Below are 16,018 nucleotides of genomic sequence, written 5' to 3'. Positions count from 1 at the left end.
GGTGAGGGGGAGGGTGGGCGGGGTCAGGCGGTGGCCGGGGCCAGGACGTCGGTGGGGTGCACACCGCCGACGGCGGCCCCGCCGCCGTACACCGGCGTGGTGGCGAACTCGGCGAGCACACCGGGGTCGATCCCGCAGTGGGCGAGGGCCGCGGCGGTCACCGGCATCCGGGCGCGGTCCGCACCGTCGGCGATCTTCACGGCGACGGCCCGGCCGTCGGGCAGCGCCGCGATCTGCACGCCCTCGAAGCCGTCCTTGGCGATCAGGCCCGGTACGGCGCGCATCAGCCGGGCCACGTCCCGGTCGGTGCCGGAGGCCATGTCCGGGTGGGCGCGCAGGGCGGCCGCGACCCGCCCCTCGGGGGTGTCCATGGCGCCGGAGGCGATCCGGGCGGCGGCCGTCGCGAGCCCGCGCAGGGAGACGGAGAACAGCGGCGCGCCGCAGCCGTCGACCGAGACCCGGGCGATGCCCTGCCCGGTGAGGTCCTCCACGGTCTCGGCGATCAGCCGCTGGAGCGGATGGGCCGGGTCCAGGTAGTCCGCCAGCGGCCAGCCGCGCAGCTGGGCGGTGAGCAGCATCGCGGCGTGCTTGCCGGAGCAGTTCTGGGCGAGCCGGGTGGGCTCGCCGCCGTCGCGCAGCCAGGCGTCGCGCTCGGCGGCGCCGTACGGCAGGTCCGGGGTGTTGCGCAGGTCGGCCTCGGTGAGCCCGGCCCGGTCGAGGATGCGGCGGGCGCCGTCCAGATGGCGCGGCTGGCCCGAGTGGCTGGCGGCGGTGAGCGACAGCAGCTCCCCGTCCAGCGGCAGCCCGGCCCGCAGCAGGGCGACGGCCTGGACGGGCTTGAGCGCGGAGCGCGGGTAGAAGGCCACGTCGATGTCGCCGGCCTGGAAGGCGACTCGGCCGTCGGCGGCCAGGACGACGACCGAGCCGTGGTGGACGCCCTCGATGGCCCCGCCGCGCACCACATGGGCGAGCGGCACATGGCGGGGTTCACGGATGGCGGGGGGTTCGGCCGGGGTACGGCGGGTCGCGTCGTCAGTCCGTCCGAGGGGGGTGTTCATGGTGGTGCTCTCGTGGTCGGGGGTGTTCACGGGGTGGGATTCCTCCGGGTGGTGGTGGAGGGAGAGGGCGTCCGGGGGTGGTACGGCCGCGGGGGAGAAACGATTCCTCAGTAGGGGCTCACGAGGGGTCCTTCATCCGGCTGCGGGCCACGTACCAGCCGATGACCAGCGCCGCCAGGATCGCCGGAAGCGCCATGACGGTCAGCCGGCTGGGGCCGCCGTCCGCCCACATCAGGACGAGGACGGAGGCGAGGAAGCCCAGGGTGACGATCTCGGTGTACGGGGAGCCGGGGAGCCGGTAGCCGGGGCGGCTGACCTGACCGGCCTGGGCGCGCCGCCAGAACAGCAGATGACAGAGCATGATGATGGCCCAGGTCGAGAGGATGCCGATGGCGGCGAAGTTGAGCACGATCTCGAACGCCTTGTCCGGCACCACATAGTTCAGGCCCACGCCCAGCACACAGAAGAAGGCGGTGAGCAGGATGCCTCCGTAGGGCACATGGGTGCGGCTCATGGTGCCGGTGAACTTGGGCGCGGAGCCGGACATCGCCATCGAGCGCAGGATCCGGCCGGTGGAGTACAGACCCGAGTTGAGGCTGGACATCGCGGCGGTGAGCACGACGAGGTTCATCACGCCGCCGGCCGCCGGGACGCCGATCTTGGACAGCACGGTGACGAACGGGCTCTCGTCGCCCGAGTAGGAGCCGGAGGGCAGCAGCATCGAGAGCAGCACCACGGAGCCGACGTAGAACAGGGCCACGCGCCACATGATGGAGTTGATCGCCTTGGGCATGATCTTCTCGGGGTTCTCGGTCTCGCCCGCGGCCACGCCGACCAGTTCCACGGAGGCGTAGGCGAAGACGACGCCCTGGATGACCAGCAGCATCGGCAGCACACCGTGCGGGAAGACGCCGCCGTGGTCGGTGATCAGGCTGGGCCCGGTGCTGCCACCGGCCACCTGCTCGCGGGTGACCAGCAGGAAGATGCCGATCGCCATGAAGACGACGAGCGCGCCGACCTTGATGATCGCGAACCAGAACTCCAGCTCACCGAAGATCTTCACCGAGATCAGATTGACCGTGAGCACCACGGCCAGCGCGACCAGGGCGATCGCCCACTGCGGGATCTCGGTGAACATCCCCCAGTAGTGGGTGTACGTCGCCACGGCCGTGATGTCGGCGACCCCGGTGGTGGCCCAGTTCAGGAAGTACATCCAGCCCGCGACGAAGGCGCCCTTCTCGCCGAGGAACTCACGGGCGTAGGAGACGAACGCGCCGGAGGACGGCCGGTGCAGCACCAGCTCGCCCAGGGCGCGTACGACCAGGAAGGCGAAGAGGCCGCAGACCGCGTACGCCAGGGCCAGTGACGGCCCGGCGTCCTTGAGCCGCCCGCCCGCGCCGAGGAAGAGGCCGGTGCCGATGGCGCCGCCGATGGCGATCATGTTGACGTGCCGGGCCTTGAGGGACTTGCTGTAACCGGCGTCGCCCGCGTCCACATGCGCGGGGCTCCCGGCCTGGTGCTGTTGGCGGTCTTCTTGCCGGAGGGACTGCTCGCTCACGCCTGCTGTCCGCCTTCTGTCGGTGCTGTCGTCCGGTCGTCCGCCGCGGCGGGCCGCACGATGGAGGTCAGGGTGGTCTCCACGCGTTCGAGGTGGTGGGACATGGCCCCCACCGCGTCGTGTTCGGACCCGTCGGCGAGCGCCTCGACGATCGCCCGGTGCTCCCGGTTCGACTGCTCGCGGCGGCCGCCGAGTTCGTTGAGAAATGCCGACTGCCGGGCCAGGGCATCGCGGATCTCCTCGATGACCCGCCGGAAGACCGGGTTCCGGGCCGCCTGGGCGACGGCGAGATGGAACAGCGTGTCCATCGCCACCCATGCGGTGGTGTCGGTCTCCCGCTCCATCCGCTCCAGCAGATGGGACAGGTGGTCGAGGTCCTCGGCGGAGCGGCGCAGCGCCGCGTAGCCCGCCACCGGGATCTCGATGTGCCGGCGCACCTCCAGCAGGTCGCTCGCGGCGTAGTCGCCGAAGGTGGGGTCCTCCACCGGGCCGCTGGAGATGACGAAGGTGCCCTTGCCGGTGCGCGAGGCGGTCAGCCCCATCGTCTGCAAGGCCCTGAGGGCCTCGCGGAGCACCGGCCGGCTCACCTCCAGGCGGCGGCAGAGCTCGGCCTCGGAGGGGAGTTTGTCCCCCACCGCGTAATCGCCGCGCTCGATCGCTTCCCGGAGGTGGGTGAGAACCGCTTCCATCGCGCTGATGCGACGAGGGGAGGCGAATCCGGAGCCACCTGTCTGGCTGTCTGACAAGTTCACGCGGCGATCCTCGGACGTACACCGGAGGGTTGTCAAGGGTCGACTTTCCTCTGATTTTCGCCCGTTCTGTATTGATATGAGGTATTCGTCCCGAGCGTCGGAGACCCCATGCCCCACCGCCTCGCCACCGCCACCGCGGCCCTGCTCCTGCTGTGCGGCCCGGCCGCCGCGGGCCGCGGCGGCGGTGCGGACCCGGGCAAACAGATCACCGATATCGACAATCTGCCGGCCAAGGACGTCAAGGGCCTGGTCGTCTCCCCGATCGACTCCGCCACCATCGCCCCCCCGGGCTGAGCGCCACCCGGCGCGCCCATGTGCCCGTGGTCGCCGTCGACGTGGCCCCCGACCGGGCCGGGGTGGCCATCGTGGTCCGGGCCCACAACCGCGCGTACGGCGTCAAGGCGCGCCAGGGCCTCGGCCGCGCCGTGCGGTTCACCGCCGGGGAGGCGCAGAAGTCATAGTATTAAGGGAAATGTATCCGCAGATGGGACGGGTGCGATGGCCATCCCCCAGGGAATCGCGCCGACCGAGACGCATGTCCCGTTCGACATGGCGGATGCGGCCTCGGCGCTGATCGACGTCACGGGGACCATCATCGGCTGGACCCCGACGGCGGAGAGACTCCTCGGCTATCCGGCGGCGGATGCGATGAAGCAGTCGGCCAGGATGCTGCTGACGGCGCCGGAGGACGCGGCGAAGGCCGAGGCGATCGGCTCGTGGTGCCAGGAGCACGACGGCTGGGGAGGTCTGGGCCGGCTCCGGCACCGGGACGGCCACCGGATCGAGGTGGGGCTGCGGGTCTCCGCCATACACGACCCGGACGGCGAGGTCTCCTGGCTGGTCTCCGGGATCGATGTGGGCTCCATCCCGACCTGGGCGCTCAGCGGCTCGCTGCTCCAGGCGTTCCTCACCCGGTCGCCGGTCGGGATCGCCGTGCTCAGCCCGGATCTGCGGTATGTGTGGCTCAACGACACGCTGGAGCGCTACGGCGGGCTACCCCGTGAGCAGCGGATAGGGCGCCGGATGGCGGAGTGCCTGCCGGGGGTGGACACCGAGGCGCTCGAGGCACAGCTGCGGCAGGTACTGAAGACCGGCAAGCCGGTGATCGACTACGAGTACCGGGGCTGGACGATGGCCGCGCCCCACCGCGAGCACGCGTACTCGACCTCCTTCTTCCGCCTGGACAACGCCGAGGGCCGTCCGGTGGCCGTGTGCCACATGGTCATCGACGTCACCGACCGCTGGCGGGCCCGGGAGCGGCTGGCCCTGCTGAACGAGGCCGGCGAGCAGATCGGCAGCACGCTGGACGTCATGCGCACCGCGCAGGAGGTGGCCGACTTCGCGGTGCCCAGGCTCGCCGACTTCGTCACCGTGGATCTGCTGGAGTCCGTCCTGCGCGGCGAGGAGCCCTCGGCGCGGCCCCCCCGGGCCATCCCGCCCTTCCGGCGCGCCGGCCAGACGTCCATCCACGAGGGCTGCCCCGAGTCCATCGCGGCGCGCGGTGATCCGATCACCATCTCCCCGGCGTCGCCCTTCGCCTGTAGCTTCCTCGAGGGAGAGGCGGTGCTGGATCCGGAGCTGGACGTCGCCCTGCAAGCGTGGAGCGGCGAGGACCCGGACCGGACGCGGAAGGTGCACGAATTCGGGATGCGCTCGTTGATCGTGGTCCCGATCTGCGCCCGCGGCGCCGTCCTGGGCGTGGCCTCGTTCGTCCGCTCCGACCATCCGGACCCGTTCGAGGAGGACGATCTGCTGCTCGCCGAGGAGCTGGTCGCACGGGCGGCGCTGAACATCGACAACGCCCGCCGCTACAGCCGTGAGCACGCCACCGCGCTGGCCCTCCAGCGCAGTCTGCTGCCGCACGCCCTGAGCGGCGGCCAGGCCGTCGAGGTGGCCTCGCGCTATCTGCCCACGGACGCGCGCAACGGGGTCGGCGGCGACTGGTTCGATGTGATCCCGCTGTCCGGCGCCAGGGTGGCGCTGGTGGTCGGCGACGTGGTCGGGCACGGCATCAACGCCGCGGCCACCATGGGGCGGTTGCGCACCGCCGTGCACACGCTCGCCGACATGGACCTGCCGCCCGAGGAACTGCTGGCCCACCTCGACGACCTGGTCATCCGGCTCACCGAGGAGGAGGCAGGACAGGAGGGCGTGGCGGCCGCGGTGATGGGCGCCACGTGTCTGTACGCGATCTACGACCCGGTCACCCGGCGGTGCACGATGGCGCGGGCGGGCCACCCGACCCCCGCGATCGTGGACCCCTCGGGCGAGGTCACCTTCCCCGCGCTGCCCGCCGGTCCCCCGCTGGGCCTGGGGTCGCTGCCGTTCGAGTCGGCGGAGCTGGAGCTGCCCGCCGGAAGCCTGATCGCCCTCTACACCGACGGGCTCATCGAGACCTGCGACCAGGACATCGACGTCGGCCTCAGCCGGCTGAGCAACGCCCTCGGCCAGGCCGTGCTGCCGCTGGAGGAGCTCTGCCGCACGGTGGTCGACACCCTGCTGACCTCCCCGCAGACCGACGACGTGGCCCTGCTGCTGGCCCGTACGCACGGTCTGGGCACCGGACATGTCGTCTCCTGGGACCTGCCCTCCGATCCGGCCGTCGTCGCCAGTGCCCGCTCCCTGGCCATGCGCCAGCTCGCCGAGTGGGAGCTGGACGAGCTGATGACGACCACGGAACTGATCGTCAGCGAGCTGGTCACCAACGCCATCCGCCACGGCACCGGCCCCATCCGGCTGCGGCTGATCCGGCACGACGTGCTGATCTGCGAGGTCACCGACACCAGCAACACCTCGCCGCGGCTGCGCCACGCCCGCACCACCGACGAGGGCGGCCGGGGGCTGTTCCTCGTCGCCCAGCTGACCCGCCGCTGGGGCACCCGCTACACCGAGGGCGGCAAGCTCATCTGGGCCGAACAAGACCTCCCCGAACGGGACCTCCCGGAACGCGACCTCCCGGATGCGGCATGAAGCACGCTCCGGCGCACCCCTGCCCTGTTCATGATCGGCTGACTCCCGCACACTGGCCTTGTGCCAACAGGAGGGGGGCATCCGAGGTGCGGAGGCCGGTCGGCGGCGAGGACCTGTGGGGGCGGCGGCTGGCCTCCCCGTGGTGGCGGGGCGCGATGGCGCTGCTGGCGGGCGCGCTGCCCGCACTGGCCTTCCCCGCGCCCTCGCTCTGGTGGTGGGCGTATGTGGCCCTGGTGCCCTGGCTGCTGCTGATGCGCTCGGCGCCCACCGGCCGCCGGGCGATGCGGGACGGCTGGCTGGGCGGCGCCGGGTTCCTGCTCGCGGTGCACCACTGGCTGATGCCGAGCCTGCATGTGTTCATCGTGCTCCTGGCGCTGCTGCTGGGGCTGTTGTGGGCGCCCTGGGGGTGGCTGACGCACCGGCTGCTGCACGGCCGCCCGGGTGCCGGGCGGGTGGCGGCGGCGCTGGTGCTGCTGCCGTCCGTCTGGCTGATGGCCGAGCTGGCCCGGTCCTGGCAGTATCTCGGCGGGCCCTGGGGGCTGCTGGGCGCCAGCCAGTGGCAGGTGGCGCCCGCGCTGCGGCTGGCCTCGGTGGGCGGGGTCTGGCTGCTCGGGTTTCTGCTGGTCCTGGTGAATGTCGCGGTGACCGTGCTGATCGCGGTGGCCCGGGCCCGTACGGTGGCGCTGGCCGGGCTCGCCGCGTGCGGCGCCACGGTGGCCGGGACATGGGCCTGGGTGCCGCAGGCCAAGGAGCCCGGGACGGCGCGGATCGCGGTGGTGCAGCCGGGGGTCATCCTCGGGCCGGGGCCGCGCTTCGAGCGCAGCGCGGAGCTGACCCGGCAGCTGGCCGGCCGCGGTGTCGACCTGGTGGTGTGGGGCGAGAGCAGCGTGGCCCAGGATCTGACCACCCATCCGCAGCTGCGCGGGCGGCTGACCGCGCTGTCCCGGACGGCCGGCGCGGATCTGCTGGTCAACGTGGACGCGCGGCGCGGCGATATGCCCGGCATCTACAAGAGCTCGGTGCTGATCGGGCCGGACGGCCCGACGGGGCAGCGCTACGACAAGATGCGGCTGGTCCCCTTCGGGGAGTACATCCCGGCCCGGCCGCTGCTGGGCTGGGCCACCTCGGTGGGCAAGGCGGCCGGTGAGGACCGCCACCGGGGCACCGAACCAGTGGTGATGAAGCTGCCGGATTCCCTGCGGATCGGGCCGCTGGTGTGCTTCGAGTCGGCGTTCCCGGACATGAGCCGGAACCTGGTGCGGGACGGGGCGCGGGTGCTCGTCGTCCAGTCCTCGACCTCGACCTTCCAGAAGAGCTGGGCGCCGGCGCAGCACGCCTCGCTGGCCGCGCTGCGCGCCGCCGAGACCTGGCGGCCGATGGTGCATGCCACGCTGACCGGGGAGAGCGCGGTGTTCGGGCCGCGCGGCGAGCCGGTGGGCCACCGGATGTCCACCGGCACCAGCGCGGCCACCGTCTACACGGTGCCGCTGGGGCAGGGCACCAGCCCGTATGTGCGGATCGGACCCTGGCCGGCGTACGGGGCGATGGCGGCGCTCGGCGTCTTCTGCGCCGTCGAGGGGGGCCGGGCGCTCAGACGGCGGACGGACCGCCGGCCGGACCAGCCGGACCAGCCGTCGGAGCGGCGGACAGACCAGCCGATTCCAGGGCGTCCCTGACGACCCGTTCGCACAGCTCATGGGTGCGCAGCGGGTCCTCGGCGCCGATCCGCCGCCCGGCGCGCACCGCGTCCAGGAAGGCGTCGGTGATCTGCTCGATCCCGCGCTGCCGCGCCACCGGCACCCAGTCGCCCCGGCGGCGCACGCTCGGCTGGCCCTTGTGGTCGATCACCTCGGCGAGGTTGAGCACCTGCCGCTTGGTGTCCTGGCCGGAGACCTCCAGGACCTCCTCGGTGGAGCCGCTCATCCGGTTCATCACGCCGAGCGCGGTGAACCCGTCCCCGGACAGCTGGAGCAGCACATGGTGTATCAGCCCGCCGCGGACCCTGGCGCGCACATCGATGTGGTCCACCGGTCCGGGCGCGAGGAAGCGCAGCGTGTCGACCACGTGGATGAAGTCGTCCAGGACCAGGGTGCGCGGGTCCTCGGCGAGGCCGACGCGGTTCTTCTGGAGCAGGATCAGATCGCGCGGATGGTCCAGGCACTGGGCGTAGCCGGGCGCGTAACGCCGGTTGAAGCCGACCATCAGGCTCACCCCGCGCTCCTCGGCGAGCCGCACGAGCCGCTCGCTGTCGGCGAGGTGGTACGCGAGCGGCTTGTCCACGTACGTGGGCACCCCGGCCTCGAGCAGCCGGGTGACGAGATCGGCGTGGGTGTCGGTCGGGGCGTGTACGAAGGCCGCGTCGAGCCCGGCCGCGAGCAGCGAGTCCAGGTCGGCGTGGCGCTGGGCTCCGGGGACGCGATAGCTGTCGGCGACCCGCTGGAGGGTGGCCGGGGTGCGGGTGTGGAGATGCGGCTCCAGGCCGGGACGGGCCATCAGCACGGGCAGATACGCCTTCTGCGCGATGTCGCCGAGCCCGACGCAGCCGACCCTCATATGTTCTCCCCGGTCTCTTCCGATCACGCCTTCCGCTGTGCCCCCGCAGGATACGTGGAGGTGGGCGGAGACCAGTCGGCGATGCCGTCGAAGGAGCGGAGGGCGAGACCGGGGGCGAGGCGACCGACGGCGGCGATCGCGGCGTCGCGCAGGGCGACGGCGGGGGCACTGGTGAGGGTGATCATGCGGGCGGTGCGCGCCGAGCGGCGCACCACGTCCATGGTGCGGGGCAGCCGGTCGCGGGTGTAGGCGGCCAGTGCGGCGGAGGGGTCGGCGATGCCGGGGGCCAGCTGGTGGGCGAGGACGACGGCGTCCTCGATGGCCTGGTTGCCGCCCTGCCCCATCGTGGGGGCCATCGCATGGGCGGCGTCGCCGAGGAGGGCGACCCGGCCCCGGTGGTAGGCGGGCAGCGGCTCGGCCATGTACCGGATGTCATGGCGCAGCACGTCCGGGGGCGCGACGGCGGCGAGGACGTCGGGGACGGGCCGGTGCCAGTCGCCGTAGAGCCGCAGCAGTGCGGACCGCTCGTCGTCCGGGGCCCGGCCGCCGGGCGGGGCGACGGCCGCCGCGTAGGCGTAGACCCGGCCGTCCTTGAGCGGCTGGGTGCCCCAGATCCGGCCCCTCCCCCAGGTCTCGTGCGGCTCGAACGGCCGGTCGGGGGCGGGGATGACGACACGCCAGGTGGTGAATCCGGCGTAGCGGGGCCCGGGGTGGTCCGGGAAGAGCGCGCGGCGGACGGCCGAGTCGATGCCGTCGGCGCCGATGACGAGGTCCGCCTCGTGGTCGCCGTCCTCGGTGGTGACCCGGGCCGGGCGGTCGGCGGCGCCGGGGTCGGCCAGCCGGGCGGCGGTCCCGGTGCGGACCGCGCCCTGGGGCAGCCGGGAGACGAGCAGATCGACGAGGGTGGCCCGGTGGAGGAGGACCAGCGGGCCGCCGAAGCGCTCGGCCATGGTGGCGCTGTCCATCCGGGAGAGCCAGCGGCCGCCGGGGGTGCGCAGTCCGCCGCCGCCCTGCCAGGCGGCGAGCGCGCGCACGTCGTCGCCGAGATCGATGGCGTCCAGGGCGCGCTGGGAGTTGGCGGCGAGGGAGATTCCGGCGCCGACCGGCTCGAGGCGGGCGGCCCGCTCCAGGACGGTGATGGACCAGCCGCGGCGGTGCAGGGCCGCGGCGGCGGTGAGCCCGCCGACTCCGGCACCGATGACGACGGCACGGGGCTGCTGCATGACTCCTCCAGACCAACTACAGGTGTAGTACTCACTTACGTTACTACACCCGTAGTACGCGTGACGGATGGGCTTAGGTTGGCCCCATGACCGCTGATCGAACCGCCGCTTCCGCTTCCGGCGCCGCCCCGTCCGCCTCCGCGTCCGGCGCGTCCCGCGCCGAGCTGATCGCCGATACCGCGCTGACGCTGCTGGCCGAGCGCGGGATGCGGGGGCTGACGCACCGCGCGGTGGACGAGGCGGCCGGGCTGCCGCTCGGCTCGACCTCCAACCACGCCCGGACCCGCGCCGCCCTGCTCAAGGCCGCGGTCCGGCGGCTGGCCCAGCGGGAGGCGGAGGTGCTGGCGCCCGACGAGATGCCGGGCCCCGCCGGCGCGGCGCCGAAGGGAACCGATCCGGTCGCGGGGCCGGCCGACGCGCTCGCGCTGGCCCTGCACCGCTCACTCACCACCCAGCGCGATCTGCTGATCGCCCGCTACGAGCTCGCGCTGGAGGCGACCCGCCGCCCTGAGCTGCGGGAGTTCTACGACGCCACGGGGCGCGGCTTCCGGGAGCCACTCGAGGCGATGATGACGGCGCTGGGCTCCACCGAGCCCCGGCGGCACGCGCGGTCACTGGTCGCCTGGTGCGAGGGGCTGATGTTCAGCTGCGCCGCGGGCGCCGACCACGACGCCGTACCCGACCGCGCGGCGCTGCGCACCGGGTTCGAGGAGCTGCTGCGCGGGATGCTGGACGAATAACGCGTGGCGGTCATGAGGGCGGCGCCTCATCATGACCGCCATGACGATCACAGAACGCCCCGACCCGCCCCGGACCGCCGATGAACGCACCAGCCTGGAGGGGTGGCTGGACTTCCACCGCGCGACCCTCGCCCTCAAGTGCGAGGGCCTGGACGACAAGCAGCTGCGCGAGGCGTCGGCGCCGCCGTCCGGGCTGACCCTGCTCGGCCTGGTACGGCATATGGCCGAGGTCGAGCGGAGCTGGTTCCGGCGGGTGCTCGACCGGCAGGACATAGCGCCGATCTGGTACAGCGAGGAGGACCCGGACGGGGAGTTCCACCTCACCGACGAGGACACCTCGGAGACCGCCTTCGCCATCTGGCGGGAGGAGATCGCCAAGGCCAAGGAGGCCGCCGCGGGCCGCTCCCTGGACGATGTGGCCAGCCGTCCCGGCCGCGGGGACTACAACCTGCGCTGGATCTACCTGCACATGATCGAGGAGTACGCCCGCCACAACGGCCACGCCGACCTCATCCGCGAGCGGATCGACGGCGTCACCGGCGACTGAGCGCTCCACGGGAAGTGCCGCGAGGTGCGGTCGTTCATCCGCGGCTTCGCCGTGGCCGGTCGCGCCCCGCGGCGGAGCCGCATACCGATACCGCCCCGCGCCCCTTCGGGGCGCACCCGAACCGCACCGGACGTCAGCGAGGCCGCTTAGTGACGCCGCGTCAGATGGGGCCGCGGGGCCGATGCCCCGCGGCCCTCGCGTGTACCCGCGAGGGCGCCGGGCAGGCGCGGTGACGCGACGGAGCCATGCGCGCCGGGACGACGGTGCGCCGAGGGACGCGGGGGATGACCATCGGAGCCCTCCTTGGCGGCGGCGCGTGCCGCTGAGAACCAGCCATCGCGAGGCAGCTCAGGGCACGCAGTTCCGGATGTGAACAGAAACCATCCGAGCACGTACGAACTCTCGGCGCAAGGCTTCATGCCAGCCACGATCATCTTTCGTTCATCTTCGTGAAGCCGGGAAAGACGGCCGACACCTAGGGAAAATGCGAGGTCAGCGGGGGTGCCCTGCCCGTCGCGACCACCCCGGGAGGCGGACTGATCACAAAATAGTTCGGCCGTACCCCTTGCCAAACCCAGATCGTACGCGTTCGGATTAATTCGTCGGCGGCGCCCGTGAGACCCGCGTCTCCCCATGAAGCCACCTGGCCGCATGGCTGGATCCATACCCTCTACGCCTGCCCGGACCATGCGATCGCCGTCTGCCACCTTCCCCTCCCCCAGGAGCGAGACATGCTCGACCTCACCTCCGTTGACCTGCTCGAGGCGTTCACCCAGGAGCTGAAGCTGTGCAAGCTCAAGCCCGATGAGCACGTCGTCGTCCTGTCCGAGCCCACCAGCCGCGGCGACTACGTGGCGGCCGCCTTCGGCGCCGCCAAGGCCTGCGGCGCGCACGTCATCGCCGCCACGGTCCCCGGCGGCAACCCGTCGCCTTCGGACAGCACCCGCACCGGTGCCGGACCCGGCCTGAGCGCGGTGCTCGGCGACACCGCCGCGCAGAACCTGCTCAAGGCCGCCGACCTCGTCGTGGACCTCACGCGGGAGGGCTTCATCCACGCCCCGCTCCAGCAGGAGATCATGCGGACGGGCACCCGCATCCTCTTCGTGTGCGACGCCCCCGACGTACTCATCCGCAATCTCCCCAAGCCGGAGGACAAGGCGGAGGTGCTCAAGGGCGTCAACCTGCTGAAGAGCGCGTCCGTCATGCGGGTGACCTCCGAGGCCGGCACCGACCTGACCGTCGAACTGCCGGGCTCCAAGCCGGAGTTCCAGGTGGGCTTCGCCGACGACCCGGGCCGCTGGGACCACTGGCCGAGCACCATGGTCCTGTGCTGGCCGCGGTTCTCCGAGGGCCGGATCGTGCTCTCCGAGGGCGACATCCTGCTGCCGTTCAAGGAGTACGTACGCCAGCCGGTCACTCTGGAGATCGCGGGCGGGAACATCGAGAAGGTGTCCGGTGGCGCCGAGGCCCATTTGCTGAACACCTTCTTCGACGACGCGAACGACGAATGGGGGCGCAGCCTGTCCCATATGGGCTGGGGTCTGATGCGCACCGCCGACTGGTTCGCCACCGCCCTGTACGGCAAGGAAGAGCTAATGGGCATGGACGCGCGGGCGTTCGCCGGAAACTTCCTGTGGTCCACCGGACCCCACCCCGTACTCGAGCGCGAATCGTATGCGCACGTCGACATCGCCATGCGCGGCTGCACCGTCTCCGTCGACGACCAGGAGGTCGTCACCGCGGGCCGGCTCGTCGACTTCTGATCCCGCCGCCGCACCCGCATCTGGAGAGAACATGGCATCCACCCAATCCCTCGACGTCGTCATCGTCGGCGGCGGGCTCGGCGGAATGACCGCCGCGCTGTCGCTGCGGCAGCGCGGCCATCAGGTGACCGTACTGGAGCAGGCACCGCAGTTCGGCGAGATCGGCGCGGGCATCCAGACAGCGCCCAACGCCAGCCGGGTCCTGCTCGGGCTGGGGCTGCGCAGGCAACTGGAGGCCATCCGCACCGAGCCCCTGGACCAGGTGCGGCGCCGGTGGAAGGACGGCAGCATCATCGGCCTGACCCAGCTCGGTGACTACGTCAAGCAGCACTACAACGCGCCGTACTGGCACTACCACCGGGCCGATCTGCACGGTGTCCTCACCGATGCCTGCGTCGACCCGGCCGGCCCCGGCCCGGTGGTCGCGCTGCACACCTCGAGCCGGGTCGGCGAACTGGACCGGAGCGACCCCCGCCGCCCCGCGGCCGTGACCGAGGACGGCCGGCGCTTCGAAGCCGATGTGCTGATCGGCGCCGACGGCATCCGTTCCCGGGTCCGCGACCTCATGGGCCTCCCCGACACCCTGCTGTTCTCCGGCGAGATGGCCTTCCGGGTCCTCATCCCCGGCGACCTCATCGCCGCCGACCCGGCCACGCGCTTCTTGATGGACCGCTTCCAGAGCACCATCTGGTACGGCCCCGACCGGCACCTGGTGCACTACATGATCCGCGGCGGCGAGTACCTCAACGTCGTCGGCTGCGTCCCGTGCACGGACGAGGTCGCCGAGAAATGGACCGGCTCGGCCACCGCGGAAGACCTGGTGAACGCCTACCAGGGCTGGGACGACCGGGCGGCGGCGATGCTGTCCAAGGCCAAGGAGGACGTGCTCTCCTTCGCCCTCTACCACCGCCGGCGCGACCCGGTCTGGATGGACGGCCGGGTGGCCCTCCTGGGCGACGCCTGCCACGCCATGCTGCCCTACCAGGCCCAGGGTGCCTCCCAGGCCATGGAGGACGCCGCCGTACTGGCCGAGGAACTGGGCCGGATAACCGCCGACGGCGTCGAGGGCGCGCTGCGGCGCTATGTGGACCGGCGAGCCAAGCACGCCGGCATGGTCCAGGACGCCTCACTACAGAACAAGACCTTCTACCACTACCCCGACGGCCCCCAGCAGGAGGCCAGGGACGCCCTGCTGCGGCGCGGCTTCGACGGCGAATCCGACGTCTCCTACCACTGGTTGTGGAGCGGCAGCCCCCTCGAGGACCCGGACCTGGGCGCCTTCGACTACCGCTTCGCCCGCTGACCGGCCCCTCCCCGCCCCTCCCCTCCCCCTCCGCTCATCCCTCGACCCCTCCGGGGCCACTTCCCGCTCATCCACCTCGGTGTCGCCCCGCGCGGGCACATCCCCGAACACCCCGTGGAGCGACAGTGAAAACAGGCGACCACATCGTCCAGGACCTCCCATGGAGATGGGGAGTCCAGGGCAGGATCTTCATCATCGGCGGCCTCGGCTACCTCTTCGACGCCTATGACATCGCCCTCAACGGCTTTCTGATGCCGCTGTTGGGCGACCACTTCCACCTCTCACTCTCCCAGCGAGGTCTGGTGGCCACCGCCAATCTGGTCGGCATGGCCGTGGGCGCGGTGGCCTGGGGCGCGATCGCCGACCGCATCGGACGCAAGAAGGCCTTCAGCGTCACCCTGCTGATCTTCGCGCTGTTCTCGGTCGCCGGTGCCCTGGCCCCGAACTACGGGATCTTCCTCGCCCTGCGCTTCATCGCGGGTGTCGGACTGGGCGGCTGTATTCCCGTCGACTACGCCCTGGTGGCGGAGTTCTCCCCGACGAAGTACCGCGGACGCGTACTGACCGCGCTGGACGCCTGGTGGCCGATCGGCGTGACCCTGTGCGGTCTCGTCTCGACGGCCATGCTCTCCCTCGAAGGCAACTGGCGGTGGATGCTCTGCGTGATGAGCGTTCCGGCGCTGCTGCTGTTCTGGGTGCGAAGGGGTGTGCCGGAGTCGCCGGTCTACCTCAGCAGGAAGGGCAGGGAGGTCGAGGCGCGGGCCGTCATCGACGATCTGGTCGCCCGCACGGGTGCGCCTGCCGAGCCGTACGTCATACCCGCCCCGGTGCACGAGTCCGGGGGGAACGGTCCCCGCGCCGCGCTCGAACAGCTGCGCGCGGTCTGGAAGTTCAGCCCGCGTATCACCTCCGCCGCCTGGCTGCTGTTCGCCACCGTCATGCTGGTGTACTACGCGGCCCTGAGCTGGCTGCCGTCCATTCTCAAGGAGGAGGGCCTCGGCGACACGGCCGCCTTCATGAGCACCACGCTGATGAGCGCGGTCGGCATCGTCGGCGTCCTGACCTCCACGGTGCTGGTGGACGCGGTCGGCCGGAAGTGGCTCATAGGGGTCTCGGCCCCGGTCGCCTCGCTCGCACTGGTGGTGTTCGCGCTGGTGATGCGCATGCCGACGGGTTCCGTCGTGGCCATCGGCGTCTTCGGCTTCCTGATGCAGCTGACCATCCCCGCCATGTACGCCTACGTCTCCGAGCTGTACCCGACAACGCTGCGGGCCAGCGGCTTCGGCTGGGCGTCCTCGTTCAGCCGCGTGCTCACCGGCTTCGCCCCGATGCTGTTCGGCTCGGTGATGTGGCCGCTGCTGGGGTTGCCGATGACGTTCGGGGTACTGGCCGTGGCCGTCCTGGGGGCCGTCGTCTGGACGGCGTTCGCGGCGCCCGAGACCAAGGGACGCGACCTCGACGAGGACGATCCGACCGCGGTGCCCGCCCAGGCGTCCCCGGAGCCGGCCGTCGGTCAGCCGGTGCGCTGAAGCGCAGGCCGCCCCGACCGGA

General features: G+C 71.9%; 14 protein-coding genes. 9 read left to right on the top strand and 5 right to left on the bottom strand.

All coding sequences use genetic code 11. From position 1 onward, the window contains the following. Positions 1 to 23: 23 nt before the first annotated feature. From KHP12_RS44670 to KHP12_RS44660, 3 genes are all read right to left on the bottom strand, one after another. Positions 24 to 1,088, bottom strand: coding sequence for an asparaginase (locus KHP12_RS44670; protein WP_372455274.1), 1,065 nt, complete (start codon positions 1,086 to 1,088; stop codon positions 24 to 26). Positions 1,089 to 1,176: 88 nt separating this feature from the next. Beyond that, on the bottom strand, positions 1,177 to 2,616 hold the full coding sequence (locus KHP12_RS44665) for an amino acid permease (protein ID WP_086885668.1): 1,440 nt from the start codon (positions 2,614 to 2,616) through the stop codon (positions 1,177 to 1,179). Beyond that, complete coding sequence (locus tag KHP12_RS44660) at positions 2,613 to 3,368, bottom strand: FadR/GntR family transcriptional regulator (protein WP_078559035.1); 756 nt, start codon at positions 3,366 to 3,368, stop codon at positions 2,613 to 2,615. Before KHP12_RS44660 ends, KHP12_RS44665 begins: the two co-directional genes overlap by 4 nt. A gap of 108 nt (positions 3,369 to 3,476) precedes the next feature. Here KHP12_RS44660 and KHP12_RS53665 point away from each other — a divergent pair, with 108 nt between their 5' ends. The 4 genes from KHP12_RS53665 to lnt all read left to right on the top strand — a co-directional run bounded on the left by KHP12_RS53665 (position 3,477) and on the right by lnt (position 8,014). Next, a complete protein-coding gene (locus KHP12_RS53665; RefSeq protein WP_372455273.1) occupies positions 3,477 to 3,662 on the top strand; it encodes a hypothetical protein in 186 nt (61 codons plus the stop codon). A 26-nt stretch (positions 3,663 to 3,688) separates the two neighbouring features. After that, positions 3,689 to 3,829 (top strand): hypothetical protein, encoded by a 141-nt coding sequence (locus KHP12_RS53660; protein ID WP_372455272.1) that lies wholly within the window; start codon positions 3,689 to 3,691, stop codon positions 3,827 to 3,829. A gap of 37 nt (positions 3,830 to 3,866) precedes the next feature. Further along, on the top strand, positions 3,867 to 6,338 hold the full coding sequence (locus KHP12_RS44650; RefSeq protein ID WP_086885667.1) for a SpoIIE family protein phosphatase: 2,472 nt from the start codon (positions 3,867 to 3,869) through the stop codon (positions 6,336 to 6,338). A 155-nt stretch (positions 6,339 to 6,493) separates the two neighbouring features. After that, on the top strand, positions 6,494 to 8,014 hold the full coding sequence (gene lnt, locus KHP12_RS44645; RefSeq protein ID WP_167442765.1) for an apolipoprotein N-acyltransferase: 1,521 nt from the start codon (positions 6,494 to 6,496) through the stop codon (positions 8,012 to 8,014). Here the strand turns inward: lnt and KHP12_RS44640 are convergent. Next, positions 7,929 to 8,891, bottom strand: coding sequence for a Gfo/Idh/MocA family protein (locus tag KHP12_RS44640; protein WP_167442764.1), 963 nt, complete (start codon positions 8,889 to 8,891; stop codon positions 7,929 to 7,931). The genes lnt and KHP12_RS44640 overlap by 86 nt on opposite strands. A gap of 23 nt (positions 8,892 to 8,914) precedes the next feature. Beyond that, on the bottom strand, positions 8,915 to 10,114 hold the full coding sequence (locus KHP12_RS44635; protein WP_086885666.1) for an FAD-dependent monooxygenase: 1,200 nt from the start codon (positions 10,112 to 10,114) through the stop codon (positions 8,915 to 8,917). Between the two features lie 86 nt (positions 10,115 to 10,200). Here KHP12_RS44635 and KHP12_RS44630 point away from each other — a divergent pair, with 86 nt between their 5' ends. The 5 genes from KHP12_RS44630 to KHP12_RS44610 all read left to right on the top strand — a co-directional run bounded on the left by KHP12_RS44630 (position 10,201) and on the right by KHP12_RS44610 (position 15,996). Beyond that, the gene (locus tag KHP12_RS44630; protein WP_086885665.1) at positions 10,201 to 10,854 is read left to right on the top strand and encodes a TetR/AcrR family transcriptional regulator; all 654 of its coding nucleotides are present in this window, start codon (positions 10,201 to 10,203) and stop codon (positions 10,852 to 10,854) included. A 40-nt stretch (positions 10,855 to 10,894) separates the two neighbouring features. Further along, positions 10,895 to 11,401 (top strand): DinB family protein, encoded by a 507-nt coding sequence (locus KHP12_RS44625; protein WP_086885669.1) that lies wholly within the window; start codon positions 10,895 to 10,897, stop codon positions 11,399 to 11,401. Between the two features lie 731 nt (positions 11,402 to 12,132). Further along, positions 12,133 to 13,164, top strand: a complete 1,032-nt coding sequence (locus KHP12_RS44620; protein WP_086885664.1) for a 2,5-dihydroxypyridine 5,6-dioxygenase NicX family protein — start codon at positions 12,133 to 12,135, stop codon at positions 13,162 to 13,164. Positions 13,165 to 13,195: 31 nt separating this feature from the next. Continuing rightward, the gene (locus tag KHP12_RS44615; RefSeq protein ID WP_210608987.1) at positions 13,196 to 14,467 is read left to right on the top strand and encodes an FAD-dependent oxidoreductase; all 1,272 of its coding nucleotides are present in this window, start codon (positions 13,196 to 13,198) and stop codon (positions 14,465 to 14,467) included. A 125-nt stretch (positions 14,468 to 14,592) separates the two neighbouring features. Beyond that, positions 14,593 to 15,996: an MFS transporter gene (locus KHP12_RS44610; RefSeq protein ID WP_210608989.1), complete on the top strand. Its 1,404-nt coding sequence runs from the start codon at positions 14,593 to 14,595 to the stop codon at positions 15,994 to 15,996. Positions 15,997 to 16,018: the final 22 nt, after the last annotated feature.

The sequence above is a fragment of the Streptomyces asiaticus genome, from assembly GCF_018138715.1.
GTDB classification, from domain to species: domain Bacteria; phylum Actinomycetota; class Actinomycetes; order Streptomycetales; family Streptomycetaceae; genus Streptomyces; species Streptomyces asiaticus.
The sequence above is the reverse complement of the archived record's forward strand: the minus strand, read 5'-3'. Positions and strand labels throughout refer to the sequence as shown.

Bases quoted from the DNA above. Each gene is read 5' to 3' on its own strand.
- KHP12_RS53665 (WP_372455273.1), top strand. From the start codon at position 3,477: ATGCCCCACCGCCTCGCCACCGCCACCGCGGCCCTGCTCCTGCTGTGC.
- KHP12_RS44650 (WP_086885667.1), top strand. From the start codon at position 3,867: ATGGCCATCCCCCAGGGAATCGCGCCGACCGAGACGCATGTCCCGTTC.
- lnt (WP_167442765.1), top strand. From the start codon at position 6,494: ATGGCGCTGCTGGCGGGCGCGCTGCCCGCACTGGCCTTCCCCGCGCCC.
- KHP12_RS44640 (WP_167442764.1), bottom strand. From the start codon at position 8,891: ATGAGGGTCGGCTGCGTCGGGCTCGGCGACATCGCGCAGAAGGCGTAT.
- KHP12_RS44635 (WP_086885666.1), bottom strand. From the start codon at position 10,114: ATGCAGCAGCCCCGTGCCGTCGTCATCGGTGCCGGAGTCGGCGGGCTC.
- KHP12_RS44630 (WP_086885665.1), top strand. From the start codon at position 10,201: ATGACCGCTGATCGAACCGCCGCTTCCGCTTCCGGCGCCGCCCCGTCC.
- KHP12_RS44625 (WP_086885669.1), top strand. From the start codon at position 10,895: ATGACGATCACAGAACGCCCCGACCCGCCCCGGACCGCCGATGAACGC.
- KHP12_RS44620 (WP_086885664.1), top strand. From the start codon at position 12,133: ATGCTCGACCTCACCTCCGTTGACCTGCTCGAGGCGTTCACCCAGGAG.
- KHP12_RS44615 (WP_210608987.1), top strand. From the start codon at position 13,196: ATGGCATCCACCCAATCCCTCGACGTCGTCATCGTCGGCGGCGGGCTC.